General features: G+C 34.7%; 16 protein-coding genes. All 16 read left to right on the plus strand.

The genetic code is table 11. From position 1 onward, the window contains the following. The first annotated feature begins 319 nt into the window (after window positions 1-319). The 16 genes from C4S54_RS03175 to dndB all read left to right on the plus strand — a co-directional run bounded on the left by C4S54_RS03175 (window position 320) and on the right by dndB (window position 22,970). Window positions 320-1,435, plus strand: a complete 1,116-nt coding sequence (locus tag C4S54_RS03175) for a metallophosphoesterase family protein (protein WP_103868234.1) — start codon at window positions 320-322, stop codon at window positions 1,433-1,435. Further along, window positions 1,432-4,074 carry an AAA family ATPase gene (locus tag C4S54_RS03180; protein WP_103868235.1) on the plus strand — a complete coding sequence of 881 codons (2,643 nt, stop codon included), beginning with the start codon at window positions 1,432-1,434 and terminating at the stop codon, window positions 4,072-4,074. Before C4S54_RS03175 ends, C4S54_RS03180 begins: the two co-directional genes overlap by 4 nt. Window positions 4,075-4,174: 100 nt before the next feature. Next, a complete protein-coding gene (locus C4S54_RS03185) occupies window positions 4,175-4,984 on the plus strand; it encodes a hypothetical protein (RefSeq protein ID WP_103868236.1) in 810 nt (269 codons plus the stop codon). A 5-nt stretch (window positions 4,985-4,989) separates the two neighbouring features. Further along, window positions 4,990-5,175, plus strand: coding sequence for an HNH endonuclease (locus tag C4S54_RS16415; protein WP_103868237.1), 186 nt, complete (start codon window positions 4,990-4,992; stop codon window positions 5,173-5,175). 420 nt (window positions 5,176-5,595) lie between these two features. Then, a complete protein-coding gene (locus C4S54_RS03195; RefSeq protein WP_103868238.1) occupies window positions 5,596-7,731 on the plus strand; it encodes a methyltransferase domain-containing protein in 2,136 nt (711 codons plus the stop codon). A 13-nt stretch (window positions 7,732-7,744) separates the two neighbouring features. Continuing rightward, window positions 7,745-8,254: an HRDC domain-containing protein gene (locus tag C4S54_RS03200; protein ID WP_103868239.1), complete on the plus strand. Its 510-nt coding sequence runs from the start codon at window positions 7,745-7,747 to the stop codon at window positions 8,252-8,254. 278 nt (window positions 8,255-8,532) lie between these two features. After that, a complete protein-coding gene (locus C4S54_RS03205) occupies window positions 8,533-8,769 on the plus strand; it encodes a helix-turn-helix domain-containing protein (RefSeq protein ID WP_103868240.1) in 237 nt (78 codons plus the stop codon). Between the two features lie 60 nt (window positions 8,770-8,829). Next, window positions 8,830-10,257, plus strand: coding sequence for an McrB family protein (locus C4S54_RS03210; RefSeq protein ID WP_103868241.1), 1,428 nt, complete (start codon window positions 8,830-8,832; stop codon window positions 10,255-10,257). After that, window positions 10,258-11,607, plus strand: coding sequence for a hypothetical protein (locus tag C4S54_RS03215; RefSeq protein WP_103868242.1), 1,350 nt, complete (start codon window positions 10,258-10,260; stop codon window positions 11,605-11,607). It abuts the gene before it with no gap. A 599-nt stretch (window positions 11,608-12,206) separates the two neighbouring features. After that, a complete protein-coding gene (locus C4S54_RS03220; protein WP_103868243.1) occupies window positions 12,207-12,575 on the plus strand; it encodes a hypothetical protein in 369 nt (122 codons plus the stop codon). A 636-nt stretch (window positions 12,576-13,211) separates the two neighbouring features. Beyond that, on the plus strand, window positions 13,212-17,174 hold the full coding sequence (locus tag C4S54_RS03225; protein WP_160110660.1) for a DNA-directed RNA polymerase subunit alpha C-terminal domain-containing protein: 3,963 nt from the start codon (window positions 13,212-13,214) through the stop codon (window positions 17,172-17,174). Next, the gene (locus tag C4S54_RS03230) at window positions 17,171-19,201 is read left to right on the plus strand and encodes a DEAD/DEAH box helicase family protein (RefSeq protein ID WP_103868245.1); all 2,031 of its coding nucleotides are present in this window, start codon (window positions 17,171-17,173) and stop codon (window positions 19,199-19,201) included. The genes C4S54_RS03225 and C4S54_RS03230 overlap by 4 nt, the downstream gene beginning before the upstream one ends. Then, window positions 19,194-19,364, plus strand: a complete 171-nt coding sequence (locus C4S54_RS15915; RefSeq protein WP_160110661.1) for a hypothetical protein — start codon at window positions 19,194-19,196, stop codon at window positions 19,362-19,364. Before C4S54_RS03230 ends, C4S54_RS15915 begins: the two co-directional genes overlap by 8 nt. Beyond that, the gene (locus C4S54_RS03235) at window positions 19,345-21,309 is read left to right on the plus strand and encodes an AAA family ATPase (protein ID WP_103868246.1); all 1,965 of its coding nucleotides are present in this window, start codon (window positions 19,345-19,347) and stop codon (window positions 21,307-21,309) included. Before C4S54_RS15915 ends, C4S54_RS03235 begins: the two co-directional genes overlap by 20 nt. Then, the gene (locus C4S54_RS03240; RefSeq protein ID WP_103868247.1) at window positions 21,300-21,830 is read left to right on the plus strand and encodes a hypothetical protein; all 531 of its coding nucleotides are present in this window, start codon (window positions 21,300-21,302) and stop codon (window positions 21,828-21,830) included. The genes C4S54_RS03235 and C4S54_RS03240 overlap by 10 nt, the downstream gene beginning before the upstream one ends. Before the next feature lie 78 nt (window positions 21,831-21,908). Continuing rightward, a complete protein-coding gene (gene dndB / locus C4S54_RS03245; protein ID WP_103868248.1) occupies window positions 21,909-22,970 on the plus strand; it encodes a DNA sulfur modification protein DndB in 1,062 nt (353 codons plus the stop codon). The last annotated feature ends 9 nt before the right edge of the window (window positions 22,971-22,979 follow it).

Consider the following 22,979-nt stretch of genomic DNA (forward strand, 5'->3'; position numbering starts at 1 on the left):
CTCTATTTGCATTTGGACTTCTGGTTGGATCTCCGAAAGTCGCATGGATACTGGACAACTTTATTATCAGTTTATTGAGGTGTAATTATAGGACACATAAGCGATTAGTATGGAATCATCTCATACAAAGAGCCAAAAATGCTAGATGATAAAGAAATTTTGAGGATGTAACTGTTGTGGCTTTGAGAAATGATTTAGAGATTAAGAAACAATTATAATTTGTTATTTATGTAGTGGTTTGCGTATATAGTATAATAACTGTATTGGGTAAATTAAAGTTATTAGTAGCCATAAATGATGCTTTGGCAAGGAGAAATCAATGAGAATAATACACTGTGCTGATATCCATCTAGATTCTCAAATGACAGCGAATTTAGATAAGGAAAAGGCAAAAGAGAGAAAACATGAGATATTGGATACATTCTTGAGAATGGTTGAGTATGCTGGAAATAATAATGTTGATGCAATTATTATCGCTGGAGATTTATTTGATACTAAGACGTTTTCTGCTGGTGCACGCAATAGTGTTATAGATTCAATAGCATCTCATCCAAATATCGATTTTTATTATCTTAAGGGTAACCATGGAGGCGGTGATCGATTTATTGAAGCTATTAAGGAAGTGCCAGACAATCTATATTTGTTCGCCGATAATTGGAAAAGATATAATCTCTATGAAAATGAAGGAAAAAGAATTACGCTTTCTGGAATAGAGCTTGGCGATGATAATGTGAGTACGGTGTACTCTTCACTATTACTGGATCCAAGAGATTTTAATATTGTTACTATGCATGGGCAGATAACAACGTATCAGGTCAAGAATTCTTCAGATAACATAAGTTTGTCTGATCTGAGAAATAAAAATATCAATTATCTTGCTCTTGGACATGTGCATGAATATCAGGAGGGAGAGTTACCGCCAAGAGGAAAATATTGCTACAGCGGTTGCCTTGAAGGAAGAGGATTCGATGAATGTGGCAAGCATGGCTTTGTGTTGCTAGATATAAATGAAGATGATTTTACATGCAAGACTGAATTTGTAGATTTTGCAAATAGACACCTATATGAAATTCCTGTTGATATTTCTGATTGCAAAACCAATACCGATATTAAAAGAAAAATTGATGCGGCTATAGGATTACAGAAATCTGAGACAAAAGATTTATTAAAAATTGTACTGACCGGTGATATTGATGTTGATTGTGAAAAGAATACAGAGTATCTTGCCAAAATCTTGATGGAAGGCTTTTATTTTGCAAAGGTTAATGATAAGACCAAAATTGCAGTTGACTATAACGATTATGAGCTTGATGCTTCGCTTAAAGGTGAGTTTGTAAGAATTGTAAAAGCTGATGAATCACTTAGCGAAGAGGAAAAAGCAGAGATAATACGTTGTGGATTTCAAGCACTTAACGGAGAGGATATTGAACTATGAAATTGGTTAGCTGTCATATAGAGAATTTTGGTAAGCTTCAAAATTATGATTATTCATTTGGCGATGAAAAAAGCATAATACACGAAGATAATGGTTGGGGCAAAAGCACATTTGCCACATTTATTCGTGTTATGTTCTTTGGCTTTATTGGAGAAAATAAGAGAAATATCACAGAAAATGAAAGAAAAAGATTTAAGCCATGGCAGATGGGAACATATGGTGGAAATGTAGTGTTTTCAGTAAATGGTAAAGAGTACCGCATGGAAAGACGCTTTGGCGAGAAAAAATCTGGTTCTGATGAATTTGCTTTATATGATAATACGACTAACCTGAAGTCGGATGATTATTCAAGCAATATTGGAGAGGAATTATTTGGTATTGACCTAGAATCATTCATGAGAACAGTTTTTATCGCGCAGCAGGATTGCGGTACTGAAGTTACGCCAAGTATTAGTGCAAAGATAGGTAATGTCTCTGATCAGACTGCTGATATGGGTAATTATGATGTTGTTCAAAATACTTTGAAGGATGAGATGAACAAACTTTCTCCGGAAAGAGCTACAGGTAAGCTCAGCAAGATGAATATGAGAATTTCTGAGCTTAGAGAAGTGGTAAGGAATAAGGAATATTATATTAATAACCTTACGGAGCTTGGGAAGAAGCTTGAGGAACAGGTAGATGCCAAAGAAAAGAAACAAGAAGAGCAGAAGGATATTCAGAAGGAACTGGAACGTGTATCTGCTTTAAAGGATTCTCAAGCTGGAGCGGAGAAATATAAAGAATTATGCGAACAGGAAGCTGATGCCAAGCAGAAATATGAAAATGCCAAAGCATTCTTTCCGAAGGATGTTCCTGAAAAGACAAATATTGATATTGTAGTTAAGCGATGCGATGAATATGAAGATTTACTTCAGACAATAAAGAATTTCTCATTGTCAGATGATGAAAGTAGGAGCTTTTCTGCTTTGAAGGTGGCTTTTAGCGCTGGTGTTCCGGATGAGAGTAAACTTAATGATATAGAAGAAAGCATAGACAAGTTGTCAGAACTTGAGTCGGAACGGGATGCATGTTTACTTTCTGATCCAGAAAGAATAAAACTTGATGATGCAGAAAAACTCTTTGAACATTACAGACCTTCTATGGATGAAGTTGATGGGCTTATTAATGATTGGGGAGAGAGAAAGAGTAAAAAAGAGGTACTGTCTTCCAAGAGGCTTAATGCGGAATTATTTAAAAATGCAAATTCTGCTAATAGTAGTATGGGATCATCAAATAAAACATTAGGAATTATCATTATTGTAGTTGGAATAATTGCTACACTTTGCGGAATTGTAACCATAGTGTCAGTAAAGAGTAATGCTTTAGGAGCAGGTATTGCTGTTGCCGGGATTGTTCTGGCTATTGTAGGCACAACGCTATCATTTAGGAAAAATAATGAAAATCTAGATAATAATAATTCCACATATAATAAAATGCTTGACGAAATATCAAGAGATGAAGTGTTTATCCAGAGAGTTGAGCAAGTCTGTAAAGATATGTTTGATAAGCTTGGTTTACAGTACAATGAGTATGATGTGCCTACAGAGCTGAATCGCATCAGAAACCTGATCAGGGACTACGACGAGCTTTTTGACAGGGACCAGAAGGGGAATTCTCCTGAAAGAGAGAAAGAAATGAAAACTCTTGTGGACACAATCACAGGTTTCTTGAAGGAATATCATCAAGATATTCTAGGCGCGGATTATCAAAAGGCTCTTTACCAATTAAAGAATAATGCTTCAGATTATATAAGAATTAAAGCTAAACAGGATAAAGTACTGAGTGCATCTGAGGAAAGCACTGCCATTGAAAATGAAGTAAAGAATTATTTGATGTCACTTGGCTTTGAACCTGAAGAAGAGCTTAAAAAACAGCTTTCTACGATAAATGAAAAGCTTATTAGTTTGAACTATTTAAATGAGGGACTTAAAAATATAACTGGCAGGAAGGAGAAATTCGAGAAGGATAACGATGTTACTAAGTTCATTGATAGTGCTGACGTAGCAGAGGTAGCTTCTCTGGAGGAATTGAATAAATCTTTCAATGAGCTGAAAGAACAGATTGATAGTATAGCTGACATTGAAGATAGCTTTAGGGAGCAGATGGATGAAGCTGCTCAAGAACTGGAAGCTTTAGAAAATGATGAGGCTGAACTTGAAAGGTTGCAAGAGAATTATGAGACTGATATGAGAAAGTATCAGATTATCGGAAAAACAAGAGAATATCTTGAAAAAGCTAAGTATAATTTTTCTTGTAAATACATGGATGACATTAAGGATTCATTTGAAAAATATCATAATATTATTTCTGACAGTGACGAGAAATATGAGCTAGATGCTAATCTGAACATTCAGTTGAAGGAAAAAGGAAGTTTGCATGAACTGGCATACTTGAGTGAAGGATATAAGGACCTTGTTGGACTCTGTAGAAGAATGGCAATGGTGGATGCAATGTACGATCAGGAAAAGCCGTTCCTAATTTTTGATGATCCATTTGTAAATTTAGATGAGAGTCGACTTGCCGGAGCTATGAATTTCCTTGATGATTTGGCTAAAGATTATCAGATAGTCTACTTCGCTTGCCATCAAAGTAGGTGTTAACTATTGTGGCAGCTTTGGAAATGTAGACTGTTAGTCTTGAATGAAATGTACATAGAAAACTTGTTGGTATTCCACTTTGTATTGGTGATGGATAATAGAAATGAAAATAAAAAAAGTATTTTTATCTGTAATGATATTTGTTGGGATTTCACAAATAATGGTGGGGTGTGCCGAGTCTTCTGGAAATACAATTTATGAAGAGGAATTAGTTGATCAAACATATTCAGCTGATGAAAATGATATATATACTTATAAATTATCTGATGTAGAGTTAATAACAAAATATGATGATTTATATTCCGATGCATTTAAGAATATGAAAAATGATTTTGAATCAGAAATAGAGTGGAAGAAAAGTCAAAGTTATGATGTAGATATTGATTATTGCCTTAATGACATTGGATATACATATATTGATTTTGATGACGATGGTTCTTTTGAGTTGATTTTCGGTTCGATTGAAAAAAAAGAGGATTATTGGTATGGTAATCACTGCTTCAATGAGGCCTATACGTTAGTTGATAGAACGGTAGTGCAAATCTGTGCTGGTGGTGAAAGGTTTCTTTTTTGGCTTGGAGCTGATGGGGAGATATATAAGATTGGAAGTAGTGGAGCAGCATATTGGGGAGCGTCTAGATTTCACTATGATTCTTCAAAAACTGTATATGACGGCAGAACGCATTTCTGTGATAAAGGGTTAATAGAGGATGAGTATGTTGGCTATTTATATGATCCTGTTCATATTCTTGGCTCAACTGAGGGTATTACAAGTGCTTCACAGACCCCAGAATGTCAGATATCTGAAGATGAGATGAATAAACTGACAGATGAATGGCGCTCCAATTATGTAGAAATAGAGTGGTTGAAGTTTGCTGATTATATTGAGAAATATCCGCAGGTGTTTGAATAAAGACTATGATTACTGTATTGACGTCTGGGTTTTGTTGTCAGTGTGGCAATTCAACTCATGTAGAGCCTAATCTTCTTCTCGAAATTGACCATATTATCCCGATAGCAAAAGGAGGTCTTACAAAGGAAGATAATCTTCAGACACTTTGCTGGAAATGTAACCGCAGCAAAGGAGCAAAGCTTGTTTCATAAATAACCAAAAGAAAGATGATAAAGCCGCTATGCTTCATATTTTAGGAAACATAGCGGCATTGTTTTAGGGAGGACCCTTCGGATATTTTCCGAAGGGGTGTGTTATGAAAAAGTATTATTTTGTTTGGGTCAAGAAGTTGTGTTCTTCTTGATGGTTTTATATTATGACTTGTACTTTAACTGAAATTAAAAATGTTGTAAAAGAATTATGAAGCGAGATAAGCGTAACTGCTAAGAAATATTAAAAAATGTAGTATACTGATTGGATTCAGATTGAAGTATTGTTTTTTTATTAAATCATCGCGATTAAGAATAATTAGTAATGATATAATGTTATAATTACAAAAGGGGAGCTTTGCTCCCCTTTTGTTTTCCTAAAAAGTGGAGTTAATAACTACCTGAAAGGAACGCTGCAGGGTTATGGCAAATCAAAATATCGATTATTATAACAATAATGCTGATTTCTATTTTGAAAAAACAATCAATATTGATATGTCTGTTGCCAGAGGAAGGTTTTTAGACTACTTACCTGAAGGCGGAAAAATTCTTGACGCAGGTTGTGGAAGTGGTAGGGATAGTAAGGCGTTCCTGGAAGCGGATTATAAAGTGGAGGCTTTTGATGCCTCTATAGAAATGTGCAAAAAGGCATCTCAGTATGTAGGGATAGAAGTGCGTAATCTCAGATTTGATGAGATTTCTTATGATGAAGAATTTGATGGTATATGGGCATGCGCATCGCTTCATCATGTTGCAAATGATGAATTGCCAGCAGTTTTAACAAAGATGAACAAGGCGTTGAAAGTTGGAGGAGCAATATTTGCGTCATTTAAGAATGGAAATGGTGTAATTACTAGTGATGGTAGAGAATATAGTGATTATACTCGCGAGAGCTTAAAGGCATTGTTCAAAAAAGCAGGTTTTTCTGTTGTGAGTATTTGGGGTGGGGACTCTTCAAAATCAGATAAGTATATTGGGGAGTGGCTCATTATCATTGGAACAAAGATCGCTGGCGATAAAGAACACAGTTACAAACTAACAATAGATCAAGAACGCGCGTTAAAAGTAATGAGATCAGGAAGAAATGTTTTTCTTTCAGGAGCAGCGGGTACCGGAAAATCTTTTTTGATAAATGAGTACTTAAAAGAAAACAAAGATAAGAATGTTTTGCTTTGTGCTCCAACAGGCTTAGCTGCAGTAAATATTGGAGGAGTAACTCTTAATAGATTGTTTTATGTTCCTACTGAAATAACCGAGCCTGGCAGTTATACCAAGAGCCCTAGTATGGCGGTGAAGCAGGCAGATATCATCATTATAGATGAGATAAGCATGTGCAGAATTGATACTTTTGAATATATCATTCGTACATTGCATGATATCTATAAACAGAAAAAGGAAACTAATGATAGTGCTCATATAAGAAAACAGGTAATCGTGGTTGGTGACTTTTATCAACTGCCACCAGTTCTGAAAAAGGAGAAAGAAAAGGAATTCGAAGAAAAATGGGGGATAAAAAGAGGCGAGGATCTCTTTGCTTATAATTCTACTCTTTGGGAGGACATGCTTTTTGCTAATATCATTTTGAAGGCGCAGGTAAGACAAAGTAACGATTTGGAGTATTTGGAAAACCTAAACAAAATAAGAGTTGGAGATTCAAGTGGTATTGAATGGTTTAATACGCATGTACAGAGAACACCGATTCCTGACGCGGTTTACATATGCGGAACAAATGCAGAAGCTGACAGTATAAACCAAAGCGAAGGTGAAAAGCTTACCGGAGAGTATATAGTTTATAGCGCTGTAATAGAAGGCAAAGCAAGTTTAACAGAGTTTTCTGGTATTCAGGAACTGAAGCTAAAATGCGGAATGAGAGTAATGACTATATTAAATAATGGTGATGAATACCAAAATGGTTCGTTAGGTCAGATAACCGCGTTAGATGAGGATTGTATTGGAATAAAACTATTTAATGGGAAAGAAGTGATTGTAAAGCAACATACCTGGGAAACATATGACTACGTAGTAAAGGAAGATAAGGTTGAAAAAGTACTGATTGGTAGTATTAAACAGTTTCCAATTAAGATTGCATATGCAATTACAATTCATAAATCACAGGGGCAGACATTTTCTGCGGTAAACATTTCTCCTAAGTGCTTTGACAGAGGACAGCTCTATGTTGCACTTAGTCGAGTTAAAAAGATAGAAAACATGAGTATTAGCAGTGATATTAAAAAGGAGTACCTAAGAACTTCAAAGGCTGTTTATGATTTCTATGATGACTTAGACGATGAGCTCCTGGGATGGGAATTCGATGAGCATAAATGGGATGATGTGAATTGTTCCGGTATTGAATTGGAACCAAGATGTGAAGAAAAAAATTACATAGAGGGTATAAGGAAAGTTAATGCAAATGCGTATTATTCATGGACTGATGAGGAAGATCAGAAGCTAAGAGAAGAATTAAATCGGAGTCTCTCGGTAGCTGATATAAGTAGAGCTCACGGAAGAACCATTGGGGCAATCAGAGCGAGGATGATCAAGTTGTTCGGTGAAGAATAATAGGAGTCTGCACATGAGAAAAGATGAGTATGTATTGACAAAGGAACTTCGCAGATTGGAAAAATATGGACTTGTGCTTCAAGCAAAGCGAATAGGTGTATTTGGTGATGGCGGGTATAAGTATGACATTTTATTTACAGATGACAAGAGAGTGCTTGAGCCTGGGTGCGATGTATCTGAAATATTAGGAATTATTAATTCTGTTGAGACATGTATTGAACTCTATGCCAATAGATGCGGCAGCGAACCTGTTATAAAAAATGAGCAGTCATCCAATACGATGCCCAAAGGAACAGATTTATTTAGTAGGCTTAAGCGCCTTAGATTAGAATTTGCCAGAACAGAACGTGTCCCTGCTTTTGTTATTTTTACAGACAGGACTCTTTTGGAAATGTGCGAAAAAACACCGACGGATGAAGTAGAAATGCTAGAGATTAACGGGGTTGGCCCAAAAAAGTTAGAAAAGTATGGAAGTGCCTTTATTAAAATTATTTCAGAGTATAAGAATACTAAAAGGAAGTAGATATATGAGAAGTGGTATTATATTTGTTTTGTTAATCTGCTGCAGTTTACAAATGCTAACAGAGTGTGTTAACGGCGCTTTTGTAGGAAGGAGCCTTCGCGTTTTCACTGATGGAATATCACAGAACTGACTGAATTGAATATTTATGTATGATGTATGCATTTTGAAGGAGCTGGAGGCTCCTTTTTTTGTATCAATATTTAGCATGAATTTGTGACTTATAATCCGTTGTTGCATATACATCAAAAAGCTAACCTGAAAAGTGGAGGGCTACAGCAATGATACAAAAATATTTTGGAATGGCATGCAGACAGCAACGAGAGCAAAAAAAATTGAGTCAAGAGAAGTTTGCGCTAATGATTGGTATGGATAGGACATACTATTCATCCGTAGAGGCTGGAAAAAGAAATATTTCAATCCAAAACATAAAGAAAATAGCTGATGGCTTTGGTATTGCTATTTCTGAATTGTTAAATGAAGCCGAAAAGTTTGAAGCAATAGCAAATAAGGATTGAATAGGGTGAGTTTATAGTTAAAAAGTTTGAGTGATGAGATAGGACTATAGGGAGGTTACAATGTTTGATAATTTCAGAGATAAGGTAGATCTGTTTGAAAAAATAATTGAAGGTTATGGTGGTGCGTCAAAAGGAAAAGAAAAATACATTTTTAGAAAAAATATAGGTGAGCAAGGAAAAATTTTTCCAGATGGAGCTTTTTTTGGATGTATCAACAAAGAAGAAAATTATTCAGGTGCATATCAAGATTTGAGTGTAGTAGTGTTCCCGAGTAATGAAAGTGAAGACAAAGACGACAAGTGGATTGTTGCACTGGCAGTTGGGATCATTGGATATAGAAATGATTATGATATAGCTTCAATACCTGGGACTAGACGTATGTTCATCAATAATTTGAGAGGACTTGATGAAAAATCTTTTATTAAGAATGATTTTTTAGATATAGAATCAAAGGATGGCTTTAAAAACTTTTGCGAATGTCAAGAAATACCTGAGTCACTGGATAATTCGGTTAATAAGTACCAACAGGTAGTTTTGTCTTCAACAATAGTTGCTCCTAACTCAGAAGCTTGTGAAAGAATTATGAGACTATATTTGGCAATATATGCCAAAATTCGTATGTGGCCTACAAATAAAGCTCATAGGGCTGCTATCAGTCAAGCTTTAAAGAATAATAATGCAATAGTGCGATACGAAGAAGATAACATAAAAAAACTCCTAGAAAATAGAAAGTACATTGTTTTACAGGGGGCGCCAGGTACTGGAAAAACGCGCATGGCTAAACGATTGGCTGCTGGTGGTAGTGTGTTCTTTACTCAATTTCATGCAGAAACGTCGTATAGCGATTTTATCTATGGAATATTACCAAGAGTCAATAGTGAAGACTTGAAATATGATGAAAAATATGGAGTTTTTGTCGAGGCAATTAAGGCTGCAGAAAATAATAAAAATAAAAATATTTACTTAATTATTGATGAAATAAACAGAGCAAATCTGTCAAATGTACTTGGATCCGCTTTTTATTTATTTGAGCCAACAATGCAGGAAAGTAACATAACAATTGATGTATGTCCAGGGGTAAAACTTGGCAAATTACCTGAAAACTTGTATGTGATTGCAACGATGAATACTGCAGATAGAAGTTTAGCAGTAGTTGATTTTGCATTGCGTAGAAGATTTGCATGGTACACAATGGTTCCGCATGCGGTTGATGTTGACGACGATGAACTGTACTTTTGCGAGGAAGAATTTAATACTATAAAAGGGATATTTGAGCAGTATGCGTCCGATGATGAGCTTAACGTAATGCCTGGACAAGCATACTTTATAGTTAAAAAAGATATTAAAGATGAACATATTGAGGAAAGATTAAGATATGAGATTCTTCCACTTATCAAGGAATATATACTTGATGGTATGCTAGTTAGAGCTAAAGATGATTTTGTTAATTACTTCAGAGAACGTATAAATGAGGAGATGTTTAGATAAGTGGATAAACTGTTATTTAAGATGCCTTGTCTAACTGAATCTAGATACATACCTGCCGAAACTATTTATGAAACTTTTTTTGATAAAGAAGTTAGAGATAAAAGAAATCTTGAAGCAGATCTTCAAAAAATGATCATGTTAAACCAAGAAGCGTTTAAATTTCTTGACATCAGAATTCAGACATTTGGCTCAGGTAGCAATCTATCAGTAAGCTTTGTTTCATCTAAGTACGTGGGGGCTATTCCTATTAAAATGCCATATGATGGGATTGCACATAAAGATTTTCAAGTATATCCGAGGTTTACTACTGGCAATGATACCTTTTTTACTCTGACTAATATAATTAACGAGTTAGATTTTGTTGTAGAGCCTGAGTATGAAACAAATATGCAATTAAATCTTCCATATCAGCTAAATGCTCCAATGTACAACGATGCTTTACAGTACATTTATTTGTTTAAAAGAGTTGTTAAATATAAGTGGAGAAGGTTTAATGCTATAGAGACGATTCTTCCATATCCTGTTAGTGGGACTCACTGGGATGATTATGCGATGAAATCATCAAATCCCAATAACTCGTTGCTATTTCCGTGTAATAGAAATGTTTTAGCTATGAATCATAAAGAGTGGCAAGAGTTAGTTTATGTTTTGAATCTGGCAAAGAATATTATTACTTCGTCATCTGCGCCAGGCAATATAAGGTATAAATTTCAAAGTTATTACAAATCGGTGGAAAATAGTGTTAGGAGCATCATTCCTCGTCCCGTTAAAAAAGTGTTCATTCACGCTGGAGATCCAATTTGTGTAAAAGAATTAAAAGAACAAGCTAATCGAATATTACAAATGGAAAGTTCAAATAGTATGGCTTGGAGAATCGATATGTCAATGCTTTTTGAACGATATGCTCAATATGTGTTCGGAAATAGCGTGAAACAGTTAGCTGGAAAGATGCTTTCTAATTCGAAAATTTCAGGAAAAGGCGCTCATATGAAGTGGGGGGTAAAATATCTTGAACCAGATATGATTGCATTATTTCAAGATAAGACAGTATTCGCTGATGCAAAATATAAAGCCAATATGTATTCGGTGGGAACAGATGTAACTATTTTAAAAGAAACATACAGACATGATCTACATCAAATATTAGCCTATTGTTCATTTGAGCCCCAGAGAGATAAAACGGGATATATCTTATATCCATCAGACAGATTTACACACTATGAAGTGACTTATAAGTCGCATCTGGATGATGTCTCAAATAAGGTCGTTTTGTGCGGGATCCCATTTGATGCAGAAAGGATAACAGAAACAATATTTGAGATAAAAGATTTAATATCTAATAATCTATAGTGTATAATGTGATACTCTTAAAAAGGCAGCAGACTTAATCATGCTGCCTTTTTTATTTATTTTATGCCAAAGTTAAAGGATTAAATGAAATTAAGAAATAGATACGAATTGAGTTCAGTCATGAAACTTTAGTTTAAAGACTCTTTTGCACTCTCACCATGGAAGTTGCAATGGCTTTAATACAGATTTTCCTAATATAGGGTCATGTGAGTATGATGCTGTAACTTATAAATATGATTTTTTAAGTACAAGAGATGGGGCATATAGTACTATTGTATGTGATGAATTAGAAAAACATAGCCAATATGGTAATTACTATAGTACAGATGGTAATACCATTAAGTATTACAAGATTGATGTATTAACTGATAAAATTGATAGTATTGATAATTGAGTTAGCTATCGTGAAGCAAGTTCAAGGCACTCTTTGGTATGTATGGCGTTTCAAACTAAAGGAAATATTCATTTTGAGAATAGCGTGTGCGATGTATTCATGGAATGATTAGACAAATGTATTTTCTTCTGTCTCTTGGAGGAGAGTTATTGCGAAATCAATTTGGTTGAATTTACGAAGAATATGGAATAGGGGGTGAGGGGTTATGCATGAGGGCATTGAACCGTTAGTATACAATCCGGGAATATTTGATAAATATAAAGAGAACAATAATCTTGATTCCTGGGAGGATTTCCCAGACTTAATGTGGGGGTTAGGCTTTGAGATGGATTGTGAAGAGTCCTTTCATGAGTATGAAAGGAACTGCGGGTTAAAACTCAAGGAGCCAACGAATGAGAGAGAAGAAAAACGAAATCGTCTATATGTTTTAGAACATGCAGATAGGCAAGTTGTAGGTAATGAACTGTTTTCATATTGGAGGTATCTGACTCATTGGAGTATGGGCGGGTATACTGATTATGATGTGGATTTTTTGAAAAGGGCTATTAAGATATTAGAGGAAAAGTATAAATGATGGGGCTGCCGGTAGAAATTCCGGCAGTTTTTCTTTACATTTTTGTCATTTCTTCATTTTCTTCTGTCTCGTTATCATTACTTATCTTGGCGTAATTATAGGACACATTATCAATTACTATGGGGACACATAAAATACTAATTCAAGGCAGTTACAAGGTGAATAGGTAGTCTTTTAGGAGAATATGTAATGGATAAGGTCCAGTGTTGGATTAGGAAATATACTCATAGGAACAACAGATTCTGCAAACACTAATGTGATACTTGTAAGTTCTATGAGATTTGCAAGAGGGATAGAAGCATGGATTGAAAGAAACGTAGCCCTATGATTCTGGAAAGAAGGCTAAAATTGGCAGATTAATGGATGAGCAATACAAGGATCTTATAAGCACAGCTAGAAAAAGAGCGAAGAAAATTTGATCGCAGTCAGGATGAGCTTAAAAGAGAACGAGAAAAACATAGGCAGTTTTTGGAGAGTTTAAGTATGAGCTGTACGAATAGATTTAAAGGTAGCTAGGATGTATGTTTAGTGTTTTTAACCATTTTTATGGTAGAGTTATTCGATTGTGGAATATAATATAGTTAGCTGTGTTTTATGGTTGAATATCCTTTCTTTTATATAGAAATAGAGGCAATTATGATTAGTTTTAGCAAGCAATATGACTTAAATTATATAGATTACTTATCGCTAGAAATTGAAACTGCAGGGCTTACTGAGCAATTGACAAAAAAACTAGAAGAAGAGGATGTATGCACTGTTGGTAAACTTCTATTGTATAATTCAAAAGAGCTTGAGGTTTTTTTTGATTTAACGCCAGAAGAAATTATTGAAATAGAATCATATGTTGGTAATTTAGCAAACGTTAGCAATTGCGTGGATAAGAATGAAACAATAGAGGAAACTAATCCTGCATTGAAACAAAATGAGTTGTCTTGTGGGAATGTTCAAGAGGATGAGGGAATTTCTAACCAAAGTGTTCAAGTGGATGGGGAGATAGAGGGAATAGATAATATATATTCAATTCCTATAGAAGAAATAATTAAATTAGATGATATAGCAGAAGTGCAGCTGGAAGATATTGGCTTTTCAGATGATCTATTGAAAAAACTTAAGCTTGGTGGATTAAAAACTGTTAGGAAAATGGGGCTTTTTTCAATAAATGAGTTATTTGATTTTTGTGGTGTTGTGACATCTGAATTCAATGATATTTCTGATGCAATTGATAGATATAGGATTCGAAAACGGAATCAATGCGAGGATATTTCTCTAGTAAGTGCATCGGAGGGAAAATCGGTTAATGATGCCGATAGTAATGACTTTGAAGACGATAACAAATTAAACAATAAAAAAGAAAATAAGCATGGTTTGTCAGTTAAGGATAATGAAGAGCCAGACGATATACGGGATGGTATTTCAAAAAATATTTTTCATCCACTACTTTCAGACATGTACGAGGTAGATTCAAGTGATTATAAGAACTATTCTATTTACAATGCCCCAATAAGTAATCGGCTTAAGAATGTTTTGAATAGCAACAACATAAATTCAGTAGAGGAGTTATTAAATAAAACACTATTCGAGCTGAGGTTATTGAATGGATTTGCGTCAACTTCTGAAAGAGAGATATGCAATTTTTTGTCACAGATAAGAGATGTGAAGTGTAAAGAAGTAAAAGAGGATATTTCTAAAACTATAGCAATTGGAGATAAGAAACCTGAAGAATTAAGTGATTTAATACTCGATGAAAAGAGTGATTTAGGAGAAGGTAATAGAGTAAGAGAAGAAAGTCTTGTTGAATCATGCACAATTATTGATAGTACTCAAAATGACAATAGCATTCTAGAAAAGGAGCAAGTTCAGAAAGAGGTACATCCAGATTATAAAAGCGATCATGTATCAGAGGTAATTGAAGAAACATTATCACTGGAAGAACAAAGTGATGATTTATTGGGATTTAATAAACCTTTTTATTTAGTACATGGTCTTAATCCAGAAGACTATTCTGCTAAGAGCATACTTGATGTTAACCTTCCTAGGAGGGTAAAGAATATTCTATTAAGAAATAAGATAGGGGCAGTTTCTGATTTGTTAAAACTAAGCCCTTATTATTTGATGTCATTAAATAACTTTGGAAAAAGCACCTTGGATGATGTTATAGAATTTGTCTCGAATTTAAGTAGTATTGATGTCGCTGATTTTATAGCTGAGAAAAATGATGGTGCACATGTCGAAGAATCGCGTGATAAGATGTGCGACACATTTGGTGCTTTGTATAATTTGGTTCCTGCACAGTATCATTTTAATTACATTAATGAGTACACATTTAGTAATAGACTGGGGAATAGGCTTCTCAAGCTGAATATTCGAACAATTGAGGACCTACTAAACAAGAGTATGGCAGATATGCTAAAGGTAGGAGGCTTTGGAAGAAGCTGTCAAACAGAATTAGTAGAGTTTATTTTTTCATTGTCTGGAGAGAAAAAAGAAGAACCTGAGTTAAAATATGGAAATCTTCCAGCAGAGCATTTTATAAAGGCATTTACTGATGATGATAATGCAAGAAACACCGTCTTTTCTTATCTTAGTGATAGAGAAATGGCGCTAAATGCTTTTATTGACGAAATTGGCGAAAAGAAAAATGAAGAAATTGCCTTGAACAAATTTGTAAAATGGTGCGCTTTTGATCTTGAAAATGATATAAGCAACATAAAGAAAATTGTCAAAGACAATCCTAAGTGGGATCGCATTATAAGTCTGAGAGCGCAAAAAAAGACGCTAGAATTAGTTGGCAATGATATTGGAGTGACGAGGGAAAGAGTTAGACAAATTGAAAAGAAAGCGATAATTGCCTTTGGAAGGTTTGCCAAGACAACCAGATTGCTATGGAAAATTTATGCTGTCAGGAGTGGAGATTCTGTACTTACGCCTACAGAACTCAGTGAGTATTTCGGGGAAGATACTGATGAATTCATATATCTGCTAAAAAACTGTGAAACATATAAGAAATACTATGATCACAACACTGATACATTTGTTATGAGTGATTATTCGCTTGCTGAGAGTGTCCAAGAATATCTTGATTCTATTCCTGAAACTTTGGCGGTAAAAGATAAAGAAAAGTATATTATTGCAGGTGTACAAGAATATGAATTGCCTGAGGAGTTATTGGAAAGATCATTTGATGAGTGCTATGATCGCACAGGCGAAGTGTATCATAGATTTCGACTTGTTTTGAAGAATATTTATTTAGATGTTCTTGAAAAGCACTACCCTAATGGCATGCATATTTATGATGCTAAAGAATTGGCTTCATTTAGAGAAAAGGTGGAATTTGATTATGGAATATCAATGGCTGATAAATCAGATAGATCCATAATTGGCATCCTTAGCTCCAATGGAATTCTTTGTGGCAGAGGGAGATATAAACTTAACAAGGGAAATTTTATATCGAAAGAGCTTGCTCAAAAAATATATCAGTATGTCGAAAGTGCAAATCAGCCTATTATTTTGATTGGGGCAATATTTGATGTTTTTGAAGAAGAGTTAGTTGGCGAAGGAATTGATAATAGATACTTTTTGCAAGGAATTCTCCATGAATTATATGATGACTGCTGGTATTTTAAGCGTGATTATATAGCTAAAGATCCTTCATTTACATCTGTATATACGAGTGTAGTAACTTTTATCAAGCACTCAAAATATCCTGTAACAAAGGAAGAAATATTTAAGGCATTTCCTGGCTTAACTGATATTGTTTTGCAGTTGTCTGTATCTGATTCGAATGTGCTTAATCTATTTGGCTCGTATATACATGGCAATAACATAAGCATTACAGATGGAGAAAAACAGTATTTGCACAGTGTGCTAGAAGAAGCACTTTCAGACAAAGATTTGATTCATGTTAAAGATATACATCCTATAGTTGTTGCAGAAAATGCAGCTATTTTGTCAAAAAATTTCATTTCATTTCCATTTGGACTCTTTAGTTTACTGGAGTACTTATTTGGTGGTGAGTATGTTTTTTCTAGACCTTTCATATCAAAAGATGAAATTCAATTTGATAGAGCGAGGGATGTAATAGATGGAACTATAGCAGATAGTGACATAATGAGTATTTCTGAAATACAGAGTTTGGCAAAGGAATATCATTTTACAATATATAGTCTATTGGATTTCATAGACTCTTGTAATGATATGAGCTTACTGATCAATTCCAGCGAAATAATGAAAATTGAAAAAATCGGAGTAGATATCAATGTTGTGAATTATATCGAAAAGCTGATATGTGAAGAAATTACAGGTACTGTTCCTATCGCTAATCTAGCATGTATTATGAAATTTCCAACGATAAATGTACCATGGACTGATTGGCTAATATACAGTTTGATTAAAAAATGGGGAACTAGTCTAGATGTAGCAGCTTCATCTGAGCAGTTTAGATATTCGTTTCCTGTGGTTGCACCTAAAGGAATGTTGAATCTTGAAGGTGTGAAAAATCTAGATAAAGAAAACGTTGGACATGTTGCTACTATCGATGATTTGGATAATATAGATGAACTAATTGGTGACTATATTTTGGACGAGGACGATTTGGTATGAGTTTCAAGGAACTGGATATTCATAATAGTTATAAAAGCAAAGGCGATAACAGTATTACCGATGCGTTTGTTGTTCCTGTACTGAAAATGAGTACAGAATATAAGAGAAGCGTCGGCTTTTTTTCCTCAGGTGTCATTGATACTATTTCTGAAGGAATAATGGGTTTGGTAAAGAATAAGGGGATAATAAAGCTTATTGCAAGTCCAGAATTGACCGAAGATGATATACGCGCTATTACCACAGGATATGAACAAAGGAAACTTCTTGTAGAAAATAGATTTACAGAAGGATTTGTGAATGAAATAGAAAAATTAAATGATAGGAAGCTCCAATTATTATCGGATTTGATTAAGAATAATATTTTGGATATTAAAATTGCTATTACTAGTGGAAATGGGATATATCATGATAAATTAGGGGTATTTACCGATGACGAAGGCAATAAGATAGCTTTTTATGGTTCGGCGAATTCAAGTTACAGTGGATATAAGGGAAATTATGAAAAAATCCGTGTTGCTAAAAGTTGGGTGCCTGGATTTGATGAGATTGTTGCAGAAGAAAATGAGGAATTTGACCAGCTATGGAACAACAGTAACGAGTATGTTGAAGTATATGAATTCCGCGAAACTGCTCAAAAAAAATTACTTGAGGTGATTGAACGTCGCTCGTCAGGAAATGCTGGAAAAGCTGTAGTTTTGCGTGATTATCAAGAGCAAGCTATTAACGCATGGGTTAGTAATGGATACCATGGTTTCTATGTTATGGCAACTGGTACAGGTAAAACATGGACTGCTATATATTCTGCAAAGGAATTAATTGAAAACAATCATATTCTTACGGTGGTATGTGCTCCGTACAAGCATCTTATAAAACAATGGGCTGAAGATGTTGAAAAGGCGTTTCCTCATGCAAAGCTCGTTTTAGTTTCGTCTGAGAATCCTGAGTGGGAGAGGCAAATTACTGACGAGATTATAAGAAGTAAATATGATGATAAAGCCCAGTTGATAATATTATCTACAATAGCATCGTTCAAAAAAGATAGATTTAATAATTTGATATCTAAATTTGAAGGAAAAAAACTTTTGATAGTTGATGAAGCACATAGATTTACCATTAGACCTCAAAACTATGACTATCTATTGGGCTTAAGTGCGACTCCATTTAGTGGAACCTCTGCAGAACGAGGGAAAGAATTGATGGATTACTTTGGTGGGCAAGTATTCAGCTTACCTATCGAAGAAGCATTAGATAGAAAATATCTTGTGCCATACTATTATCGGCCGATATTTGTACATTCTACAGACGAGGAGGAAAGTAAGTTTAATGCTTGCAGTCGCATTATCCTATCATGTTTTAAGAATGGGAAATGCATTAATCCGGATTTGCTAGTTAAAACGTTAAGAAACAGGTTAAGAATTATTTCAATGGCAAGTCAGAAGATGGAACAAATACATGATATTATAGATGAAGTAAAAGAGACTGACCATGTTGTTGTCTATTGTGGCGATGGACATTTGTTTGACTATGAAAGAGGAGCAGAAGTTAGACATATTCAAGAGATTAAGAAGATATTAAGCGAGCATGAATATAAAGCTAGTCAGTTTACTGCCCAAGAGAATATGAAGGATAGAATGGAATTGGTGGATTCTTTCAATAAAGGAGAGATATCCGCATTGGCGGCAATCAGATGCTTAGATGAAGGAATTAATATTCCATCGATAAAAAGCGCCCTAATCCTTTCAAGCAATGATGATTATAGAGAGTTTGTTCAACGAAGAGGTAGAATTTTAAGAACGTACGCAGGGAAAAAGGATGCAACAATTTACGATGTTATTGTCCTTCCTAGTAGAGAATGCGACCAATGGGCAAAGATAGAGCTTCGTAGGTATTTAGAATATGCGCGATTATCTTTAAATTGGGATGAATTAGAGATGGATTTAGAAGACTACCTTCTACAATATGATCTTTCAATTGAAGATATTGATGTTTACGATTATGAAGATGTGGAGGTCGATGAGGATGAGTAAAGAAGAGATAGTTAAGCATATGGTCGATTTTATTCAAGAAAGTGAACGAGATTTACAGGCGGCAAAGATGTCTGGAGATAATAAAAACGGAAAAACCGACGTTGTAAACGCAATTTTAAATAAACTAGAAGAGGAAATTGCAAATGAAAATAAAGACCATTGAATACGAGAATTTTAGAAACTTTAAGGATCATGGAGCAATTAAGTGTTCTACAGATGGGAAAGTGACTATTGTCTATGGTAAAAATGGTGACGGAAAGACAACGTTGCACCAGCTTTTTCAGTGGGTAATATATGGACAGGTGCATTTTAATAAAACAACAACAGAGCATCTATATAACTTGGCATATGAGGCAGAGCAGGAATATGGCAATGTTTTTGAAGTTATGGGAAGAATAGACTTTGAAGACGATGGACAACAGTATTCGCTCACTAGAAAAAGTATATATAAGAAAGGCCTAACAGACTCGGAAAAAATAGGTGAAGAGTTGTCACTCCAGAAGATGGATGATGATTATAATTGGAAACGAGTTGACAGACCACAAGAAACCATTGAAAAGATGCTTCCATCAGGATTGGCTGAGTATTTCTTTTTTGATGGTGAGAGTATGATTGCGGACCTTAGAGTTAAAGGAAGAGATTCCGCAATGAAGCTACGAAAAGCATTATATTCAATGTTTGATCTTGATATAATAGAGGCTGCAATTGCGCATATTGGTAGTACAGATTTAAAAACAACAGTATTGGGAAAACTATATTTAGAAAAAGGTACTATAGCTAGTGGAAGTGAAGTGGCTGCGGTAAAAACAAATATAGACAATGCGCAAGGAAAAATTCAGCTGTTTAAAGATCAACTAGAGGATAAGCGGAAAGAAAGGAATGAAAAAAAAGAACTTATTAGTAGAGTGTCTGAAGAGATTGGTAGTTCTAAGTCTAAGGCAGATTATGAAGCTCAAAGAAGTGAATTAAAGAAGCAACGGGATGTTTTTCTTGATAATGTAAAAAGTGAAACCGCTAACTTTGGAGATGCTATTATGAGTGGCTTTCCAACGCTGCTTATTTCAAAGGCAATTTTAGATGCTGAGAAGAAGTTGGATTTAAAGGTGAAAGAAACAGCAGATGCGTTACCGGATGGCCTTTCAAAAAGACTGATAGCATATTTGACAAAACTTTCGACTACTCAATGTATTTGTGGTAATGCCTTATGTGACAAAGAAAAGGAACATATTTCATCATTTTTGCAGATGATGCCTCCACATTCGTATGCCAGCATGTATCAGAATTTTAAAGGCAGAGCAGATAGTATAAATAAGTCTTATGACAAGGAAAACATTGAAGGAAAAATAAAAAGAGTTCTAGATAATAAGGATTCAGCTGAGGCTTGTGATAGAAAAATAAAAGAGCTGGATGAGGCAGAAAAAAATAGTAAGGACATTGAAGATTTAATTGTTAGCAGGCAACAGGCTGAAGAGGCTGTTTTAGAGCTTGATGAATTAATAACAGAACTTGAGAAGAAAAAAGAAAAACACGAAATTTATCTCAAACAGCAAATGAAGAAGTTTAATGAGCTTACAGATGGGATTAAAGAAGGCCAGGCTGCAAAGCATAAAATTGAAATAATGGAAGAAGTTGCAAAATACTTTGCTGATGAATTAGAACATGCAGCAAACAACTATAGTAAGCAATTGCAGGAGAATATTCAGCTTTTGTTGAATAATATGCTTACTTCAAGGAGATCTGTTTCTGTTACAAATGAATTTTCAGTAAGAGTAACAGATAGTTTTAATGACGAATCAAAGTCAGAAGGACAATTTGCAGTAGTTTCCTTTGCATATATTGGCGGAATTCTTCAAATGCTAAAAAATGAAGAGGGCTTACATAATAGAGAGTATCCATTGGTTTTAGATGGACCGTTTTCAAAACTAGATGCTGACCAAAAACAGAATGTTGTTGATATGCTTCCTAAATTTGCACCTCAGGTTATAGTTTTCTCTAAGGATGATCTTCATGATGTTATTAAAGCGGAGAATATTGGTAGAGTATGGACTATACAGAGCAATGATGAGAAAAACATTGCTACTATAGAGGAGGGTAAGTTATGGAAATAACTACTGATGTGATTTTGAAAGGCACTGATTGGAATAGAGCAATCGACAAGCTTTCTGCGATTTTTTCTACTAGAACAAACTATAGTATATTTATGTTATGTTTGGCTATAGGAATCATGTATGATCAGAGGATTGAAACTCCTTCTGAAAGTGGAGAGGAGCCAAAGTATGTTCCTCGTAACGTAATAAATAATAATGATAATGGGCAGTTGGATTTTTATTTCCAGGCAGCAATTCTGTCTACTACGACTGAATCTCTGACAGAAGAAAAGAAACTTGAACTCGCTTTTGGTGATGAAAAGAGCAAGAATGGAGAAAAATCAAAGGATGAGTTCAATAAGTTGGGCTTTTTGGTTTCTTTTGCTAATTTCGGTGTTACTAAACTTGTAGAACTGATCGGGAATACTGATCTTGAGTCTATGGAAAAAATCAAGAACTTCATGATATCAACTGTAGAAGGAAGAAATTTGGAAATAGATGATTTGCCTTTGGATGATCTAATGCCCATAGATATTGAATAATATGTGGAATGCGTCATTGACAAGGAATACCCTACTTAAGTATACTACTTAAGTAGGGTATTTTTACGTGGAGGCGATATGAATTATTGTTATAGATTTCCAGTGGTAAAAGGCGTTCAAGCGAAAAAAGAATACTATATCGGAATGGTTCCTTTAAAAATGATAGCAAGTTTGTTTCCTAGAGATGATGAATACATTATGCCGGAGCATAGAGCGCAGAGAAAGCTTAATGAATCACGCATTCCAGAAATAGCTAACTATATTCTTGAAAATAGGGATTCTTATGTGTTTTCTGCATTGGCTGCTAGTATTGATGGAGAATTTAGATTTGTTCCTTCAGAACAAGAAGATGTTGGTATCCTAGAGGTTGCGCTGGATGCTCGATTTTTGATAAATGATGGTCAGCACAGAAAAGCAGCGATCCTTGAAGCAATTAGTGAAGATCCTTCTTTGATGGAAGAGACTATTTCTGTGGTCTTTTTTGAGGATTCTGGGCTAGAAAGAAGTCAACAGATGTTTACTGATTTGAATAAGCATGCTGTGAAAACATCTAATTCGATATCCGAATTGTATGACTCGAGAGATGATTTGGCGGTAGTAACTAGAAAAATAGTTAAAGAAATTCCTTTTTTGGATGAGTACGTAGATAAGGAAAAAGATATCTTAGGGAAGTATTCTTCTTCATTGTTTACATTGAATAATATGTACAATGCGAATAGAAGAATTCTTAAAAGACGGCCATGTAATGAGGTTTTTGAAGAGTTTTGCCTTAAATATTGGCAATCAGTTTCATCTCATATGATTCCGTGGGGCGATCTAAAAAATCGTGATATTTCTAAAATGGAGTTAAGAGAAAAGTATATTGCTACGCAGGCTGTCATTATTCAAGCATTAGGTAGAGTTGGTGGGTATCTTATTGAACATCAAGATGAGTATGATGTTGATAAGGCGGTTTCTAAGCTTGAAACTATAGATTGGAAACGAACAGCTCCTGAATGGGTACAAAGGGTAATTAAGCCTAATGGACGCATGATTACAAGTGAAAAGGCGATATTACTTGCGGCAAACAATATTAAAAAAAGATTAGAATTACCGCTTACAGATGATGAAATGATTGCGGAACAAGAACTAACAATATAATTGGAGACC

This window comes from Butyrivibrio sp. Su6, from assembly GCF_900108105.1.
Lineage (GTDB): Bacteria > Bacillota > Clostridia > Lachnospirales > Lachnospiraceae > Butyrivibrio.

Bases quoted from the DNA above. Each gene is read 5' to 3' on its own strand.
- C4S54_RS03175 (WP_103868234.1), top strand. From the start codon at position 320: ATGAGAATAATACACTGTGCTGATATCCATCTAGATTCTCAAATGACA.
- C4S54_RS03180 (WP_103868235.1), top strand. From the start codon at position 1,432: ATGAAATTGGTTAGCTGTCATATAGAGAATTTTGGTAAGCTTCAAAAT.
- C4S54_RS03185 (WP_103868236.1), top strand. From the start codon at position 4,175: ATGAAAATAAAAAAAGTATTTTTATCTGTAATGATATTTGTTGGGATT.
- C4S54_RS16415 (WP_103868237.1), top strand. From the start codon at position 4,990: ATGATTACTGTATTGACGTCTGGGTTTTGTTGTCAGTGTGGCAATTCA.
- C4S54_RS03195 (WP_103868238.1), top strand. From the start codon at position 5,596: ATGGCAAATCAAAATATCGATTATTATAACAATAATGCTGATTTCTAT.
- C4S54_RS03200 (WP_103868239.1), top strand. From the start codon at position 7,745: ATGAGAAAAGATGAGTATGTATTGACAAAGGAACTTCGCAGATTGGAA.
- C4S54_RS03205 (WP_103868240.1), top strand. From the start codon at position 8,533: ATGATACAAAAATATTTTGGAATGGCATGCAGACAGCAACGAGAGCAA.
- C4S54_RS03210 (WP_103868241.1), top strand. From the start codon at position 8,830: ATGTTTGATAATTTCAGAGATAAGGTAGATCTGTTTGAAAAAATAATT.
- C4S54_RS03220 (WP_103868243.1), top strand. From the start codon at position 12,207: ATGCATGAGGGCATTGAACCGTTAGTATACAATCCGGGAATATTTGAT.
- C4S54_RS03225 (WP_160110660.1), top strand. From the start codon at position 13,212: ATGATTAGTTTTAGCAAGCAATATGACTTAAATTATATAGATTACTTA.
- C4S54_RS03230 (WP_103868245.1), top strand. From the start codon at position 17,171: ATGAGTTTCAAGGAACTGGATATTCATAATAGTTATAAAAGCAAAGGC.
- C4S54_RS15915 (WP_160110661.1), top strand. From the start codon at position 19,194: ATGAGTAAAGAAGAGATAGTTAAGCATATGGTCGATTTTATTCAAGAA.
- C4S54_RS03235 (WP_103868246.1), top strand. From the start codon at position 19,345: ATGAAAATAAAGACCATTGAATACGAGAATTTTAGAAACTTTAAGGAT.
- C4S54_RS03240 (WP_103868247.1), top strand. From the start codon at position 21,300: ATGGAAATAACTACTGATGTGATTTTGAAAGGCACTGATTGGAATAGA.
- dndB (WP_103868248.1), top strand. From the start codon at position 21,909: ATGAATTATTGTTATAGATTTCCAGTGGTAAAAGGCGTTCAAGCGAAA.